The 14,865-nt window shown below is 43.9% G+C and carries 13 protein-coding genes; 1 reads left to right on the top strand and 12 read right to left on the bottom strand.

Going from position 1 to position 14,865, the window contains the following annotated elements; translation table 11 throughout:
* Nucleotides 1-477: 477 nt before the first annotated feature.
* From AC4G47_RS12090 to AC4G47_RS12075, 4 genes are all read right to left on the bottom strand, one after another.
* A complete protein-coding gene (locus AC4G47_RS12090; RefSeq protein WP_491106151.1) occupies nucleotides 478-1,269 on the bottom strand; it encodes an HAD family hydrolase in 792 nt (263 codons plus the stop codon).
* 28 nt (nucleotides 1,270-1,297) lie between these two features.
* Nucleotides 1,298-1,807, bottom strand: a complete 510-nt coding sequence (locus tag AC4G47_RS12085; RefSeq protein ID WP_491106150.1) for a hypothetical protein — start codon at nucleotides 1,805-1,807, stop codon at nucleotides 1,298-1,300.
* Nucleotides 1,808-1,932: 125 nt separating this feature from the next.
* A complete protein-coding gene (locus AC4G47_RS12080) occupies nucleotides 1,933-2,142 on the bottom strand; it encodes a DUF896 domain-containing protein (protein WP_458122908.1) in 210 nt (69 codons plus the stop codon).
* 95 nt (nucleotides 2,143-2,237) lie between these two features.
* Nucleotides 2,238-2,615 (bottom strand): LysM peptidoglycan-binding domain-containing protein, encoded by a 378-nt coding sequence (locus tag AC4G47_RS12075; RefSeq protein ID WP_491106149.1) that lies wholly within the window; start codon nucleotides 2,613-2,615, stop codon nucleotides 2,238-2,240.
* Between the two features lie 297 nt (nucleotides 2,616-2,912).
* Between AC4G47_RS12075 and lexA the strand changes: the two genes are divergently transcribed.
* On the top strand, nucleotides 2,913-3,539 hold the full coding sequence (gene lexA, locus AC4G47_RS12070; RefSeq protein WP_017688034.1) for a transcriptional repressor LexA: 627 nt from the start codon (nucleotides 2,913-2,915) through the stop codon (nucleotides 3,537-3,539).
* Nucleotides 3,540-3,642: 103 nt separating this feature from the next.
* On the opposite strand, the gene AC4G47_RS12065 is transcribed toward lexA, so the two are convergent.
* From AC4G47_RS12065 to AC4G47_RS12030, 8 genes are all read right to left on the bottom strand, one after another.
* The gene (locus tag AC4G47_RS12065) at nucleotides 3,643-4,944 is read right to left on the bottom strand and encodes an aldehyde dehydrogenase (protein WP_491106148.1); all 1,302 of its coding nucleotides are present in this window, start codon (nucleotides 4,942-4,944) and stop codon (nucleotides 3,643-3,645) included.
* A gap of 591 nt (nucleotides 4,945-5,535) precedes the next feature.
* Nucleotides 5,536-6,864 (bottom strand): type I glutamate--ammonia ligase, encoded by a 1,329-nt coding sequence (gene glnA, locus AC4G47_RS12060; RefSeq protein ID WP_091029299.1) that lies wholly within the window; start codon nucleotides 6,862-6,864, stop codon nucleotides 5,536-5,538.
* Between the two features lie 133 nt (nucleotides 6,865-6,997).
* Nucleotides 6,998-7,408 carry a MerR family transcriptional regulator gene (locus AC4G47_RS12055; RefSeq protein WP_111273725.1) on the bottom strand — a complete coding sequence of 137 codons (411 nt, stop codon included), beginning with the start codon at nucleotides 7,406-7,408 and terminating at the stop codon, nucleotides 6,998-7,000.
* A gap of 82 nt (nucleotides 7,409-7,490) precedes the next feature.
* On the bottom strand, nucleotides 7,491-8,744 hold the full coding sequence (locus AC4G47_RS12050) for a methionine gamma-lyase family protein (RefSeq protein ID WP_491106147.1): 1,254 nt from the start codon (nucleotides 8,742-8,744) through the stop codon (nucleotides 7,491-7,493).
* Nucleotides 8,745-8,828: 84 nt separating this feature from the next.
* Entirely contained in the window at nucleotides 8,829-10,115 is a 1,287-nt protein-coding gene (gene hflX / locus AC4G47_RS12045) for a GTPase HflX (protein WP_458122912.1), read from the bottom strand.
* A gap of 119 nt (nucleotides 10,116-10,234) precedes the next feature.
* Nucleotides 10,235-11,206 (bottom strand): AAA family ATPase, encoded by a 972-nt coding sequence (locus tag AC4G47_RS12040; protein WP_458122913.1) that lies wholly within the window; start codon nucleotides 11,204-11,206, stop codon nucleotides 10,235-10,237.
* A gap of 113 nt (nucleotides 11,207-11,319) precedes the next feature.
* Nucleotides 11,320-11,883, bottom strand: a complete 564-nt coding sequence (locus tag AC4G47_RS12035) for a ribonuclease FAU-1 family protein (protein WP_145322132.1) — start codon at nucleotides 11,881-11,883, stop codon at nucleotides 11,320-11,322.
* A gap of 284 nt (nucleotides 11,884-12,167) precedes the next feature.
* Complete coding sequence (locus AC4G47_RS12030; RefSeq protein WP_491106146.1) at nucleotides 12,168-14,843, bottom strand: transglycosylase domain-containing protein; 2,676 nt, start codon at nucleotides 14,841-14,843, stop codon at nucleotides 12,168-12,170.
* Nucleotides 14,844-14,865: the final 22 nt, after the last annotated feature.

Raw genomic sequence — 14,865 nt, 5'->3', positions numbered from 1 at the left:
AGACAACAACTCCTTCAACTTCACCCCCACTACAAAATAGATAATAGCCGAATGTAAGCGATACCATTTTAGTGTGTTATGTAGAATCACACAATCCAAGGTGCTTCACATCATGAATTAGCACTTGCCAGGTGGTGTGATCTCCAAATCGAAAGAAGGTCTTTAAACAGGTGAAGCGCTTACAATAAACCAAAAATAATAAGCAACAACTCCTGCTTCCATTCGATGAATTAAGTCAAAAGAAATTGCTTGAGGACAATCTATATACTAGTCATACTAGTATGTTAGTTATATTCTAATCCAGCTTCCCCTTAATTTCAATAACTTTTAGCAAAAAAAAATATTATCTCATTTAACAAGGTAAATTAGCCAATAGTGCCCAATAAAAAAACATTGGCAACTTCACGAACGACATTATCGTTCAGTGAAGCCTCCAATGTTTCAGGGTGCTGAGGTAAGATGTTATAGCTGATCTGCTCAGAAATTAGCAATAAGCTGATCTAATTCCGATAAATGCGTTATTTCATGGTCAGGCGCATACGTTTCATTGTTGGTCTTATGTTCACGGTTAATCCATACGGATTGGATGCCAGTTGATAACGCACCACGAATATCCGTCGTCAACTTGTCTCCCACCATCATGCTCTCTTCCGGTTTAACTCCCAGTTTACTCAAGGCATGTTCAAAAATCGAAGGATCCGGCTTTCCTTTTCCAAAGTTACCCGAGATAATAATCTCATCAAAGAAAGGAGTCAATTCAGGCACACCGTCCAACTTCTCTTGTTGCAAAGCTGGACAACCGTTCGTTAACAGCAACAGTTTGTACTTGCCTTGTAATTGACGTAAGGTATCAATCGTTTCTTCGTACACATGGGGTCTGGATCTCCGTTCTACGCCAAACTGCGAAGCCAGTTGTTCAGCAAGATCTTCCCGATCTACACCCAACTTCAACAAGCCACGACGCCAGGATTCTTTACGGTAAACAGGAGCAAGTTGTTCCAACTGACGGAACTCAGGTTGATCTCCACCGGTAAAGTTAGCCCATAGGCCTTCAAACGGATTAATTCCAATCATTTTGGTAAAAGGAAAGGTTTCATATGATTCATACAGTCCGCGTGCCTCGTTCCGAACGGCTTCTTCAAGTTCTTCCGGTTTAACCCCAGTCTCTTTCGCTGCGATTAGACAAGTCTCATGAAAAGCTTCTCGAACACTACGCTCATCCCATAATAAAGTATCATCCAGGTCGAACAAAATCGCTTTTAACGCCATTCCGATCATCTACCCCTTTATACAATAATTACTTTCCGACGGTTTCCACGGTGATCTGGTGTGCTTTCGCAAACTTCAGTAAACGTTCTGCAATCGCATCTGTATCGTAACGGTTCAATAACTTGGTAAACACCCATCTTTTCCCGCGACTGTTATGTTCGATAACAACTGTACCTGGTTCAATTCTGAATTTGATGATGTCATCAACCCCGATTGAGCGTTCACGATTCCCCTTCGTCGTTATAATCCGATTACTGCTAATCTTGATATACGGACGACGAAGCATGAAGATGACTGCCAAAAATACGTAAAGCAGCATAGTCACCCAGTCCCAGGTTGTCATTGGAGCTTGTACAAGGAATGTGCTCATAAACAGATACAAAAAGGCAAGACCGATCAAAAATATAGGGAACAACAGGCTGCGTCCTTTAAAGACTTCTTCACCTGGTGTACCTGTGATTGGTTGACCACTTTTTTTGCGTTGCTGATTTAACTGCTTGGAATTTTTCTTAACCGTTCTCTCGAACGAACGCGACATGAGAATCCCCCTTATGTGTCTTTGTATCGGCTTACATAACTATAAACCAATATTTCCCCCTATAGATTGCACCCTCAAAATAACAGGAAGAAACCTAAATATCATAATGATATCATTAGGTTTCGTTAGTGTTTGAGTTTGCCTTGGTGGCCTTTGTCATTCTCATCATCAACAATCTCAATGGTATCCAGTTGTTGTCTGAAATTGCTGCGAATATTACTTAAATAAATCTCTCTTAGCTCGGCACGTTCAGTAAGTTCTTCCTCCGACAATCCAGTGGACTTTTGCTTACGAGCCAATTCGTTTATGCGTGCTACCAGACTATCTATATCCAAGCTTGTCCCCTCCAAAAATACAAAGTCATATTAACTTTGCCATGATAAAGGCAGCTTGTCAAGCTGACACGCGCTAAGACGCAGTAATGTGTATTTTATTCTGCAAATTGCGGTAGAGCTAATACCTGACCCACTTGGATCGAAGTCGTATGAAGTTGATTCACTTTCTTAATTGCTTCTATATAAACACGTGTATCCATATTCGACGGTTTGTGTTCCAAAGAAATACTCCATAATGTTTCCCCTTCTGAAATGGCTACCTTTCCTCCTGGAAGAACATCATTCTCATTGCCAGCAAATACAGTTAAAACAGTGCTACATCCAATAAATATAATCAAAGAGGTAATGGCCACCTTTAACATCCATGAAGAAATCTTGAAACGTGTTAAAACCTTCTTGTAGTTCCCTATGTTGGACTTCACCAGTTCCGAATTCATTGGTTCATAAATGCTTTGATAAGTAGAATATCTCATTTAATACCCGCCTCCAAACGTTTGTTCCTATCTGTTGGAATCAATATAACACGAACACTTGTTTTGTTCAATAGCTTTTTAGAACAATTGTTCGCTTCTTTTTTTGAAGGAGAGACATCCTTATTTAATGTCTCTTGCACAGTATTTGTAGTATTCTGCTCTAACTTTTGTACAAATTCTGTTCTGAAAGTTAAAAAACACTGATTTAATGCCATTTTATTTAGAACTTATGTTTGTACGAACGGAGGTTCTATGTTATAATTTTCCCAAACGTTACTAAAATGGGGTTGATACGGTATGTCGAAGATATCCAGCAGGCAGCAGGCTATTCTGGAGTTTATACGAAATGAAGTCCGGTTGAAGGGGTATCCTCCTTCCGTACGGGAAATTGGTGAAGCGGTTGGACTGGCTTCCAGCTCAACAGTACATGGACATTTGGATCGTTTGGAGAAAAAAGGGTTGATCCGACGCGACCCTACCAAGCCAAGAGCTATTGAGCTTTTGAGCCAGGAAGAATCTGAGCATTCTCATCAATTTGCTCATAGCGTTGCACGTATTCCTGTCGTTGGTAAGGTTACAGCCGGGGTTCCCATCACTGCAACCGAGAACATTGAAGACTACTTCCCTCTTCCTACGCACTATGTAGGCGAACAGAAAGTGTTTATGCTTTCGGTAGTCGGAGATAGTATGGTCGAAGCTGGAATCGTTAACGGGGATTATGTTATTGTCCGTCAACAGCAAACTGCTGATAACGGGGATATCGTCGTTGCAATGACTGAAGACGATGAAGCTACAGTGAAAACGTTCTACAAAGAGAAAGATCATATTCGCCTTCAACCGGAGAATGCGACCTTCGAACCTTTACGTTTGAAACACGTTAGTATTCTGGGTAAAGTCATTGGCCTTTTCCGAGATATTCATTAAACATGAGTAACAAAACTAGATGCAATGGAATAAAACAAGCAAAGAGGTTGCCCTAACGAACAGGACAACCTCTTTGCTTGTTTTATGTTGTTTTATCGGCTAATTATTCACTGCGTTTCAGAACACTCTTGTGATGAGAGAACACATCAAAACTCTGTTGTCCGTGATATGAGCCCATACCGCTCTCTCCTACACCACCAAACGGGAGATAATGAGATGTCATATGAGAAAGTGTGTCATTAATACATCCCCCACCGAAGGATACTTGATTCAGAACCTGATTCTCCAGCTGCTCGTCCTGTGTGAAGAGATATAACGCCAATGGTTTTGGACGGCGGACGATCTCATCCAGCATCGGGTTCAGGTCACAGTACGTAAATACAGGAAGAATCGGACCGAATATCTCTTCTTGCATGACATGTGATTCCCAGTTCACATCTCCAAGTACAGTCGGCTCAATAAGCAACTGCTCGCGCACAGAACGTCCACCAATTAGCGTTTTACCATCATTAAGGAATTTCGACAATCGATCAAAGTTACGTGCGTTGACAATATGCGGAAAATCAGCGTTCTGTAGCACATCATCTCCAAATTTATCTTTGATCTCTGCACCAATCAGATCGATCAGTTCATCATGAACTTGTTCATGCACGAGCAAGTAATCCGGAGCAACACAAGTTTGCCCCGCATTCAGGAACTTACCGCGAACAAGACGCTGTGCTGCCAGCTTCAGATCTGCATCGCTATGAACTATAGCCGGACTCTTACCCCCTAGCTCCAGGGTTACAGGAGTCAGATGCTCTGCTGCTGCCTTCATAACAATGCGCCCAACCCCCGTGCTGCCTGTGAAGAAAATATAATCAAACTTCTCTTTTAACAATGCTGTGCTAGCCTCAACTTCACCTTCCATAACGGCAATATACTCTTGAGGGAAGATCTCCTGAATCAGATCATACGTCAGACGAGATACGGACGGTGTTAATTCGGAAGGCTTGATAACTGCACAGTTACCGGCTGCAATTGCTCCAATCAGCGGACCAAAAGCCAATTGGAAAGGATAGTTCCAAGGTGCAATAATAAGAGCCACTCCGTATGGTTCAGGGTAAATGGTACTCACCCCATCCGGCATAGCCGAATTGGTTGGAACTTGTCTTGGTGCAGCCCATTCCTGCAGGTGTTCTAATGCAAAATCCAGTTCACCCAACACAATGCGAATCTCGGAACCGTAAGCTTCCGCCTCAGATTTGTTCAGATCAGCCCGAAGTGCATCTTGAATCCGTTGCTGATACTTTTCAATTCCTTTTCTAAGCTCCTGAAGAGCATTAATCCTATAGTCGATATTCTTGGTTTGTCCTGTATAAAAGAATGCACGTTGTGCTGTCACCAGTTGTTTTGCTTGATCCATATCAACATCTCCAGTTAATTATTTAAAATTGAATTTTCCAAAATTTAATTAAAGCATACCTCTTCTATATGAAACTTTCAACATACATACGAAACATTGTTTTGAAATTATTTAAAAGTTGATTGGAGTTTTAATAGAGTGGGAAAGGTACTATTCTTTCTATTTCATGTATATCAGGTTGCCTTAGAAGGTTTATGTAAGTCTCTCACTTCCAATTCAGTTCGAGTTTTTTGCGCTTTAAAAATAAGGCTAACTTCTTTTTCTCTTTAATAGGTTACAAGACAGGTGAGTATTGTAATGCAGTATAAAAAACTTGTTGAGATACCACTTATCAAATGCAGACCTTAAGTAAAACATAGGAAAGTTCCCCTTCTATAAAAGGAAGTTTTACAATGATCTAAATCAACGATCTACTGGATTTTGTGATAAACATGTTAGCCTTGGTGACAGACAAAATATTGAAAAGTTATATTGGCCGCTGAAGAATAATTCGGGGGATTCTGTGGGTACTTTATTTTTTCGTTGATTTGATCTACTCCCGCCAACAAAAAGAAAAAACCCTCAGCGCTAGAGCGCCAAGGGATTAAGCTATTAATACAAAGTAATATATTGATCGCGTTCCCATTGGTGGACTTGTGTACGGTACATATCCCACTCAATTTCTTTCAGCTCATAGAAGTGAGCCAAGGCGTGGTCGCCGAGAGCATCACAGATTACTTCGCTGCGGATCAATTCATTCAATGCTTCTTTCAGGTCAGCTGGCAAGCTTGGAATGCCTTCTTCTACACGCTCTTCTTCTGACATGATGTAGATGTTACGGTCAATTGGAGCTGGTAAGGAAAGCTCACGTTTGATTCCGTCCAGACCTGCTTTCAACAAAACAGCCAAAGCCAGGTAAGGGTTAGCAGCCGGATCCGGGTTACGAACTTCAACGCGTGTGCTCAGGCCACGGGAAGCTGGAATACGGATCATTGGGCTACGGTTACTAGCAGACCATGCTACATAACAAGGTGCTTCATAACCTGGTACAAGACGTTTGTATGAGTTCACAGTTGGGTTAGTAATTGCTGCAAACGCACGCGCATGCTTCAGAGTTCCAGCCATGAAGTGACGTGCAGTTTTGCTCAGACCCAACTCGTCCGACTCGTCAACGAATGCGTTCTCATTGCCTTTGAACAAGGATTGGTTACAATGCATACCGGATCCGTTCATACCAAACAGCGGTTTCGGCATGAATGTTGCATGTAAACCATGCTGACGTGCAATCGTTTTAACAACGAGTTTGAACGTTTGGATCTGGTCAGCTGCTTTCAGAGCATCAGCATATTTGAAGTCGATCTCATGCTGACCTGGAGCTACCTCATGGTGGGAAGCTTCGATTTCAAAGCCCATTTCTTCAAGTGTGATAACGATGTCACGACGACAGTTTTCACCAAGATCCGTAGGCGCAAGGTCGAAATAACCACCTTGGTCATTCAGTTCGTTAGTTGGGTTTCCTTTTTCGTCTGTTTTGAACAGGAAGAACTCGGGTTCAGGACCGACGTTGAAGGAAGTGAATCCCATATCTTGGGCTTCTTTCAGGTTTCGTTTCAAGATGCCACGTGGATCTCCTGGGAACGGATTACCATCCGGAAGATATACGTCGCAAATCAGGCGTGCAACACGGTTCTCTGCAACCCATGGGAAAATAAGCCAAGAATCTAGATCTGGATAGAGGTACATGTCGGACTCTTCAATACGTACATAACCTTCAATGGAAGATCCATCGAACATCATTTTGTTATCCAGAGCCTTAGTCAACTGGCTCACAGGAATCTCAACGTTTTTGATAGCTCCAAGCAAATCGGTAAATTGCAATCGAATGAATCGTACGTTTTCTTCTTTCGAAATGCGGAGAATGTCTTCTTTTGTATAACTCACTATAACCTCTCCCTTTCTTATCTGCGTAATTTAGCTTGCCTGTTATATTTGTACATTAGAAAGTTCCACGGGTCAAGGAGTCTGCCATCACAAGTGCATGATTTCGCCTCACTCGCCAAGTTATGCGAACTTACTATTTATTAAAGAAACGGGAAAGCTCTCCCTGAATGAGAGATACTTGTCCAGGTCTCTTACCTGATACTAGCTGCTGCTTCAGCAAGCGGTGCAACTGCGTATCGGACAGCTCTCTGCGTTTGACTTCAGTATCTGGCGTGATAACTGTAGCTTCCTCGGATTCTTTTGAAACAGGATTCATCACTTGTTTGATCCCTGCGATGTTAACTCCTTTTTCAATCAAAGCCTTGATTTCTAGCAATCTCTCTACGTCATTAAAAGAGAACAAACGTTGATTACCTGACGTTCTCGCAGGAACAATCAAGCTGTGTTGCTCATAATAACGAATCTGCCGTGCGGACAGATCCGTAAGTTTCATTACGATACCAATCGGGAATAAGGCCATATTTCTGCGAATTTCATCACCCATGTTCATCAACCTTCCAGTCATCTATTCTTCACCCTATTGTACATTTAGTTGTTACCAAGTGTCAATGATGTGTTAGATAAACTCACAATAATTTACGATCTTTCATGGTCTGTAACGCCATTAAAACGCCATATTTGACATGAGAGTACGTTAGCCCGCCTTGCATATACCCGATATAAGGCTCCCGAATAGGTGCATCGGCTGATAATTCCAGACTTCCGCCCTGAATGAATGTACCTGCCGCCATAATGACAGGATGCTCATAACCAGGCATGTCCCATGGTTCAGGAACCACATGGCTATCCACAGCTGCTGCACGCTGAATGCCCTGCACGAAGGCAATCAGATGCTCAGCAGAGCTGAACTGAACAGCCTGGATCAGATCTGTACGAGCTTCATTCCAAGCCGGTTTGGTTACAAATCCGGACTCAGCAAACATCGCTGCAGCAAACGTACTTCCTTTGATAGCTTGTCCTACAATTGTCGGAGCCATGTAAAGTCCTTGGTAGATGCCACGTGTTGTCCCTAGCATCGCTCCCACCTCTCCCCCAATTCCCGGGGCCGTCAGACGATAGGCTGCCAGCTGTACGTACTGTTCTTTCCCACATATGTATCCACCGGTTTCCGCAATGCCTCCACCAGGATTCTTGATCAGTGATCCGGCCATCAGGTCAACCCCAACTTCGGTCGGTTCACGTTCCTCCGTGAATTCACCATAACAATTATCCACGAACACAATGACATCTTCCTTCAGCGCTTTAACACGTGTAACCATCTCAGCGATCTCGGCTACGCAGAAGGAGGAGCGCCAGTCATAACCACGTGAACGTTGAATTCCAATGACTTTCGTAGCCGGTGTGATGCTTTTCTCAACTTCTGCCCAGTCCACTCTACCTTCAGCAGTTAAGGCCGTCTCCCGGTAACCGATGCCAAAATCGCGTAACGAACCTGTACCATCGCCGGGTTTGCCAATAACTTTATGCAATGTGTCATAAGGCTTACCCGTGATGTACAATAATTCGTCGCCTGGGCGCAACACTCCAAAAAGAGCTGTACTAATCGTATGTGTACCTGAAGCAAAATGAGGACGTACCAACGCCGCTTCCGCACCGAAAACATCAGCATATACTTCATCAAGCACTTCACGCCCACGATCGTTATACGCGTAACCTGTTGAACCTGCAAAGTGGAAATCACTTACTTTTCGCTGTTGAAAAGCATGAATGACCTTCCATTGGTTGTGATCCGTGATCCGATCAATCTGTTGTAGTTGTCCTTCAATCTGACGCTCCACTTGATGTTGAAGTTCAGATATTTCTGAATCAAAGCTTACCATCTTACTTCATTCCCCTTCATAGCACGAATCTGACGTTAAATATCTATTATCGTGTCAACTTATCACATCAATATGTCATGAGTATTACAATTCAATGAAATCTTCAAGCATATGACCAAATTTCTCATACTCACCTTTTTGCAGTTCCACTTCATAAATCACATCATTTTCTTCAAAGCTGGTATCCACTACATCACCAATTTTGTAGAGTACGGACGTAAGATCACCACGTTCTGCCGGTATCCGGAAGCGCTTCGTGTCACCTGTAAGCTCTGTCTGAATCAATTCGCGGATTTTAAGCAGATCCTCTGAGTCTAATGCGCTTACTTTGATGTGGTCTTTATCCAATGGAAGCATCTCAAGCTGTTCAGGTGTGCATGCATCTTTTTTGTTATAAAGCACAAGCTGTGGCTTGTCCCCTGAACCAAGTTCTTGCAGAATCGTGTTAACCGTTCGCATCTGATCTTCACGCATTGCCGATGAGGCATCCACAACATGCAGGATGAGATCTGCTTCATTTACTTCCTCCAGCGTTGCCCGGAAAGCTGCAATTAGATCATGCGGAAGATTTTGAATAAATCCAACCGTGTCGGTAAGTACGATTTCTTTGCCACTCGGAAGCTCCATGGTACGTGATGTTGGATCCAGTGTAGCAAATAACTGATCTTGAATATAAACATCTGCAGCAGTCAACTGCTTGAGCAATGTTGATTTGCCAGCATTGGTATAACCAACAAGAGCCACCTGAACAATACCTGTCTTTTTACGGCGTTCACGATGCAATTTACGATGACGTGTCAGTTCTTCCAGATGACGTTTCAGATCATCGATGCGACCACGGATGTGACGACGGTCGGTCTCCAGCTTACTTTCACCCGGACCTCTGGTTCCAATTCCGCCACCGAGTCTGGACAGGTTCTTGCCATGACCCGACAAACGTGGCAGCAAGTAGCTATGTTGAGCCAATTCCACTTGAATGATACCTTCTCTTGTGTTGGCACGCTGTGCGAAGATGTCCAAAATCAATTGCGTACGGTCAATAATCTTAAGATCCAGGGTCTCTTCCAGATTACGAACCTGTGCACCTGACAATTCCTGATCAAAAATAGCTGTAGTTGCTCCGAGTTCCTCTGCAATCGCACGGAGTTCTTCCACTTTGCCTTTACCAATAAACCATTTAGTATCCCGTTTTTCCCTGTTCTGAGAAAGTACACTTAAGACTTCCACTCCGGCTGTCTCGGCAAGTTTCACCAGTTCCTCTAAAGAGTACTCTGGATTGATGCCTGTACGTTTTACATCATCCGTAACTAAACTCACCAAGACGGCGCGATCTTTTTTGACCATATCTGTATCATGTGTACCATTTGTCATGTATATGTTCACTCCCTCTAATTGCTTATCTGTTGATATTCATTGCCACGAATATGCCATTGCATGCCTTAAGCCGAACCGGTTGGCCCGGCCGGCTGGTGTAAAAACTATATTATCGCTTACTTTCGCTCAAAGTTCAAATCCTCTGTTCGGATTGTCATCAGCTCCAGTTTTCCTGGACTGCCCTCCGTATATTGTTCCAATAATCGAACTGCCTGATGCCTAATCGAGCGCTCAATGGCATTACGAACGTACCTGGCGTTGCTGAAAGCATGCAGTGAATCATTTTTTTCCTGAAGCAAATGCTGCTTTAGTTTGAGTATGGTCTGTGGCATTAGAATATAGTCACGCTCTTTGGCCATAATCTCAGAGATTTGAATTAACTGGTCAATGCTATAGTCTGGAAACTCCACTTGAATGGGGAAGCGGGAAGGTAATCCAGGATTCGTCTGGAGAAAAAAATCAATTTCTTCTGAGTACCCGGCAAGAATCAGTATAAACTGATTTTTATTATCTTCCATGGATTTCACCAGCGTATCGATTGCTTCTTTACCGAAATCCTTCTCACCACCGCGAGCCAAACTGTATGCCTCATCGATAAACAAGATCCCACCGAGCGCCTTTTTGACCAGGTCCCTTGTTTTCTGAGCCGTGTGACCAATATATTCTCCAACCAGATCCGCACGCTCTACTTCAATAAGATGTCCTTTACTCAACACACCCATCTTTTGAAAGAGTTTGGCAACGATCCTGGCAACGGTGGTCTTGCCAGTTCCCGGATTGCCTTTGAAGATCATATGATACACGTGCGCACCACTAAGTAAACCTGCTTCAGTACGCATCTGAGCAATCTGTAAGAAAGCATAGATTTCAAATACCAAGTCTTTGATATTTTCAAGTCCAACCAGTTGCTCCAATTCACCCTGTATCTCCTGGAAGTGCGTATGTTTGGTTATACTCTTAGCTGCCTGGACTGCCGCCGCTTCATCTTTGACCAACATCTGAGGTTCCTGGTTACGCAACACAATATTAATTTGTCTGGATGGTCTGCCTCCTGGTTGCTCTCCTGCAGCCATGACCCGTCCGTTCATTCGCCATCACCTCTATTTTATCGGGCTGAACTCTCCTGATTATTAATGTATTCTATCAGGTGCTCCAATATTAGAAGGATCAAGAAGAAGAATTCTGCGGCGAAGTACATGTCTCAAATCTGAATGTTTTTTCGAAACTCTCCGTTCTCAAACAAACTCTGCCTGTGTTTCAGTGATAAATGAAAGTACGGAAATACATGTGCGTCAATGGCATGCAGCAGTTCCTTTGCTGTCTTGTTCGCCAAGTCATAATCACCCGTCGTAATATGCTTCCGTGACAGTGCATCTTCAAGCTCATCTTCATCCAACAAAAATACTTCTCCATCTTTCAGTACAACGACATCCAGATACAGGTCATCAAACCAAGGGACACCCTGATCAGTTATCCCCTGACTACGACATGTATCAATGTACCACTCCACAATCCGTTCCTGATCGTCAAACATCGCCGTAACCACGAAGTGCTCTCCCTTCGGATAATATTGCAGCCAAGAGTAACCTTTATCTGCGATACAGAAGGTACTGCCTCCATATGTTTTCCACAGAGGTTCTTTCAAATCCTGTATGGTGTACAACGTAATATAACCTGTGAAAATCTTGGATTGAACGAACCGGCATGTGAATTGTCGGTTCGTAATCCGGCGCCAGTTCGCGCGGTCCCCGAATTTCCGTTTCATACGAACCCCTCTTTGCCGACTACAGGTCCGTGACCTGCTCTGATATTGGTGAACAATGTAATAACATCCGCATGATAGCCTCCAGCGCTCTGGACCTGCCTGCACAACGTATTACGAATAGTTACAGCTTACCATATTTAAGGTATACACTCAAAATCAACCTTTGTCCCACCTATTCGTCAAATCAGCTTCTACTAAAGAGGTTCCGTATAGTACAAAAAAACTGCTTCACCGATATTTCGGGAAGCAGTTTTTTGGTGTAACTATTTAGTGTTTCAGATGGCTTAGCCGCCAGTTCCAGCTTGAGAATCTGCAGGTGTATCTGTTCCTCCAGTATCACCATTCGTTCCGCTGTCCGGGGTTACAACCTCGCCTGGCGTCGTTACGGACCCATCATCGGAACCTTCTCCGGTGCCTCCTGGTTCCGTTGTACCCTGATCAGGTGGGGGCGTGTTGCCTCCCCCAGGTTGACCGTTTCCTTGACCAGCTCCACCGTTATTTCCATTGTTTCCGTTATTACCATTTCCATTTCCACTTCCGCTGTTGCCATTTTCATTCCCATTACCGTTACCGTTATTACCGTTCGAGTTGCCATTATCCGGTGAACCATTGTCCGGATTCTCTGTACCTGGCTGCTCAGGATCTGTCTCTGTTCCTGGGTCTATACCCGGATCAGGTTCCTCCGGTGGCATTTCCTGCGCTTCAATCATCAGAGAAATGGTATTGGAAGGATCCGTCTCCAGTCCTGATGCCAAGTCGTAAGCTGTCACATAGTACTCATAGGTTAGACCAGGCAACGCACTTAAATCTTGTGCGTTGGTCGCTCCTATTGCATCAATGAGATGACTGAACTGGGCTTCAGAGGTTTCTTTACGATACACCCGATATTGTGTGCTCCCGTCACCCGTTCCAGTCCAATTCAGTGAGACGGTTTGTGCAGTTGGATCATATGATCCACTCAGCCCACTAACGGACAGAGCCGGTTGCTCTGGTTCTTCTACTGGCGGAGGTGCCTGCCCCCCAGCTGGTGCTTTGAATTGCTTCACAGGTACGCCTTTCAATGCATCTCCCATGACTTTGGCAAAGAAAGATGCCGACAGCTTGCTACTGTTCTTAAGCATATGATTTGCATCCGGATTGTCATACCCCATCCAAACTGCGGCAGTCCATTCCGGTGTATATCCAACAAACCATACATCACGGTTGGCACTGTTGCCAGAGATGCCACTTTGAACAGTTCCTGTTTTACCCGCTACAGGACGATCCAGACGCGCTGAACGTCCCGTACCGTCATTAACGACGTTTTGCAGCATCTGTGTCAACTGATATGCATTTTGCTCACTCATGACACGCGTTGTGTCCGAGTTATCATGTTTGTAAGTGGTTTTGCCTGCGCTATCCTTAATTTCTTTAATCGCATAGGCTTGTCGGTATTCTCCGAGGTTGGCAAATGCACTATAGGCTTGCGCCATCTCCAGTGTATTTGTACCTTTACTTAGACCACCGAGGGCAATCGCCAGGTTTTTGTCTTCATCCGTCAGCTGTATGCCTACACTCTTGGCAAAATTAATGCCTGTGTTAACGCCTATTTTATCAAGTAACCAAACCGCAGGAATATTTTCCGACTTCGTAATGGCTTCCGTCATACTGATCGTTGAAGAATATCCATGCAGGTTACCAGGACAGTAGTTACCAAAACATTGCTTCGCATTACTTAGCGGTGAGTTGGCACTGTAATTGCCTGATTCAAGAGCCGGTGCATAAGACACAATCGGTTTAAAAGCTGAACCTGGTTGTCTTCGACTCTGCGTTACACGACTATAGCCTTTGGTCTGATAATCCCGTCCACCCAGGAGGGCAACGAGACTGCCATTCTCGTGGTTCATAATAACCATGGAGCCTTGGACCTGTTGATCATCTTTACTTGCCTCAAACAGACTGTCATCTGTGAAGGCAGTTTCCATCGCTGTTTGAGCCTGAGCATCCATGGTTGTATAGATTTTGTATCCGCCGATATTCAGATCATCTTCCGTTTTGCCTGTTACTCGCTCAGCTTCACGAAGTACATAATCGATAAAGGCCTGATACTTCTTCTCTTTCTCTGGTCGCTTGTAGTTATAATCTACCGCTTTAGCTTTATCCATCTCTTCTTTCGTGATGTATCCTTGTTCATACATCAGCTGGAGAACAACGCCACGGCGTGCCTTGGAATCGTTCGGATTACTCACCGGATTGTAGGCAGAAGGCCCCTTGGGCATCGCGGCGAGTGTGGCAATTTCCCATAATTCAAGATTATTCAGATCTTTTTCTCCAAAATAAAATTCAGATGCTGCTTTAATCCCGTAACGCTGATGACCGAAGAATATCCGGTTCAGGTACATCGTCAGGATCTCGTCTTTTGTGTACTTGCGCTCTAATGCCATTGCAATCGAAACTTCCGTTGCTTTCCGGAAGAACGTCTTGTCACGAGACAAGAACATGTTCTTGGCAAGCTGTTGGGTGAGTGTACTACCACCTTCCACCATGGAACGGGCCATGACGTCTTTAACCGCCGCACGCCCAATGGACCAGATATCCACACCCTGATGATCGTAGAATCGTTTATCTTCCGTTGCGATGAAGGCTTGCTTCACCAGCTCAGGAATATCATCTTCTTTGACGGGTTCCAGCTTCTGAATGGACAGCTCCCCCATTAATTGGCCATTGCGATCATATACTTTTGAAGTTTCATTAATTGTGGTTTTATCCATGTTGGCTTTGAGCAGATTTTCGCCACTCACCATAATAAATAAATATCCGCCAAGTGCACAGAATATGGCGATTGCCATTGTGAAAAACAGTGTCCATCCAACGCGTTTACCCGTAATTTTTTTCTTTTTAGAGGTCTTTGGTTTCGCTTTTTTGGGTGACTTGTTATTGTTGTTGCGATTGTTAGACCTCGACAACGGATCGTTTGGCATGTTACCTCCTGACTCCCTTTCG

This window comes from Paenibacillus sp. Negev47 (assembly GCF_058313655.1).
Note: the sequence above shows the minus strand (reverse complement) of the source record. Positions and strands in the feature narration are given on the sequence as shown.

Excerpts from the sequence above, each read along its gene's own strand:
- AC4G47_RS12090 (WP_491106151.1), bottom strand. The coding sequence starts at position 1,269 with ATGGCGTTAAAAGCGATTTTGTTCGACCTGGATGATACTTTATTATGG.
- AC4G47_RS12085 (WP_491106150.1), bottom strand. The coding sequence starts at position 1,807 with ATGTCGCGTTCGTTCGAGAGAACGGTTAAGAAAAATTCCAAGCAGTTA.
- AC4G47_RS12075 (WP_491106149.1), bottom strand. The coding sequence starts at position 2,615 with ATGAGATATTCTACTTATCAAAGCATTTATGAACCAATGAATTCGGAA.
- lexA (WP_017688034.1), top strand. The coding sequence starts at position 2,913 with ATGTCGAAGATATCCAGCAGGCAGCAGGCTATTCTGGAGTTTATACGA.
- AC4G47_RS12065 (WP_491106148.1), bottom strand. The coding sequence starts at position 4,944 with ATGGATCAAGCAAAACAACTGGTGACAGCACAACGTGCATTCTTTTAT.
- AC4G47_RS12055 (WP_111273725.1), bottom strand. The coding sequence starts at position 7,408 with ATGGGTGATGAAATTCGCAGAAATATGGCCTTATTCCCGATTGGTATC.
- AC4G47_RS12050 (WP_491106147.1), bottom strand. The coding sequence starts at position 8,744 with ATGGTAAGCTTTGATTCAGAAATATCTGAACTTCAACATCAAGTGGAG.
- hflX (WP_458122912.1), bottom strand. The coding sequence starts at position 10,115 with ATGACAAATGGTACACATGATACAGATATGGTCAAAAAAGATCGCGCC.
- AC4G47_RS12040 (WP_458122913.1), bottom strand. The coding sequence starts at position 11,206 with ATGAACGGACGGGTCATGGCTGCAGGAGAGCAACCAGGAGGCAGACCA.
- AC4G47_RS12035 (WP_145322132.1), bottom strand. The coding sequence starts at position 11,883 with ATGAAACGGAAATTCGGGGACCGCGCGAACTGGCGCCGGATTACGAAC.
- AC4G47_RS12030 (WP_491106146.1), bottom strand. The coding sequence starts at position 14,843 with ATGCCAAACGATCCGTTGTCGAGGTCTAACAATCGCAACAACAATAAC.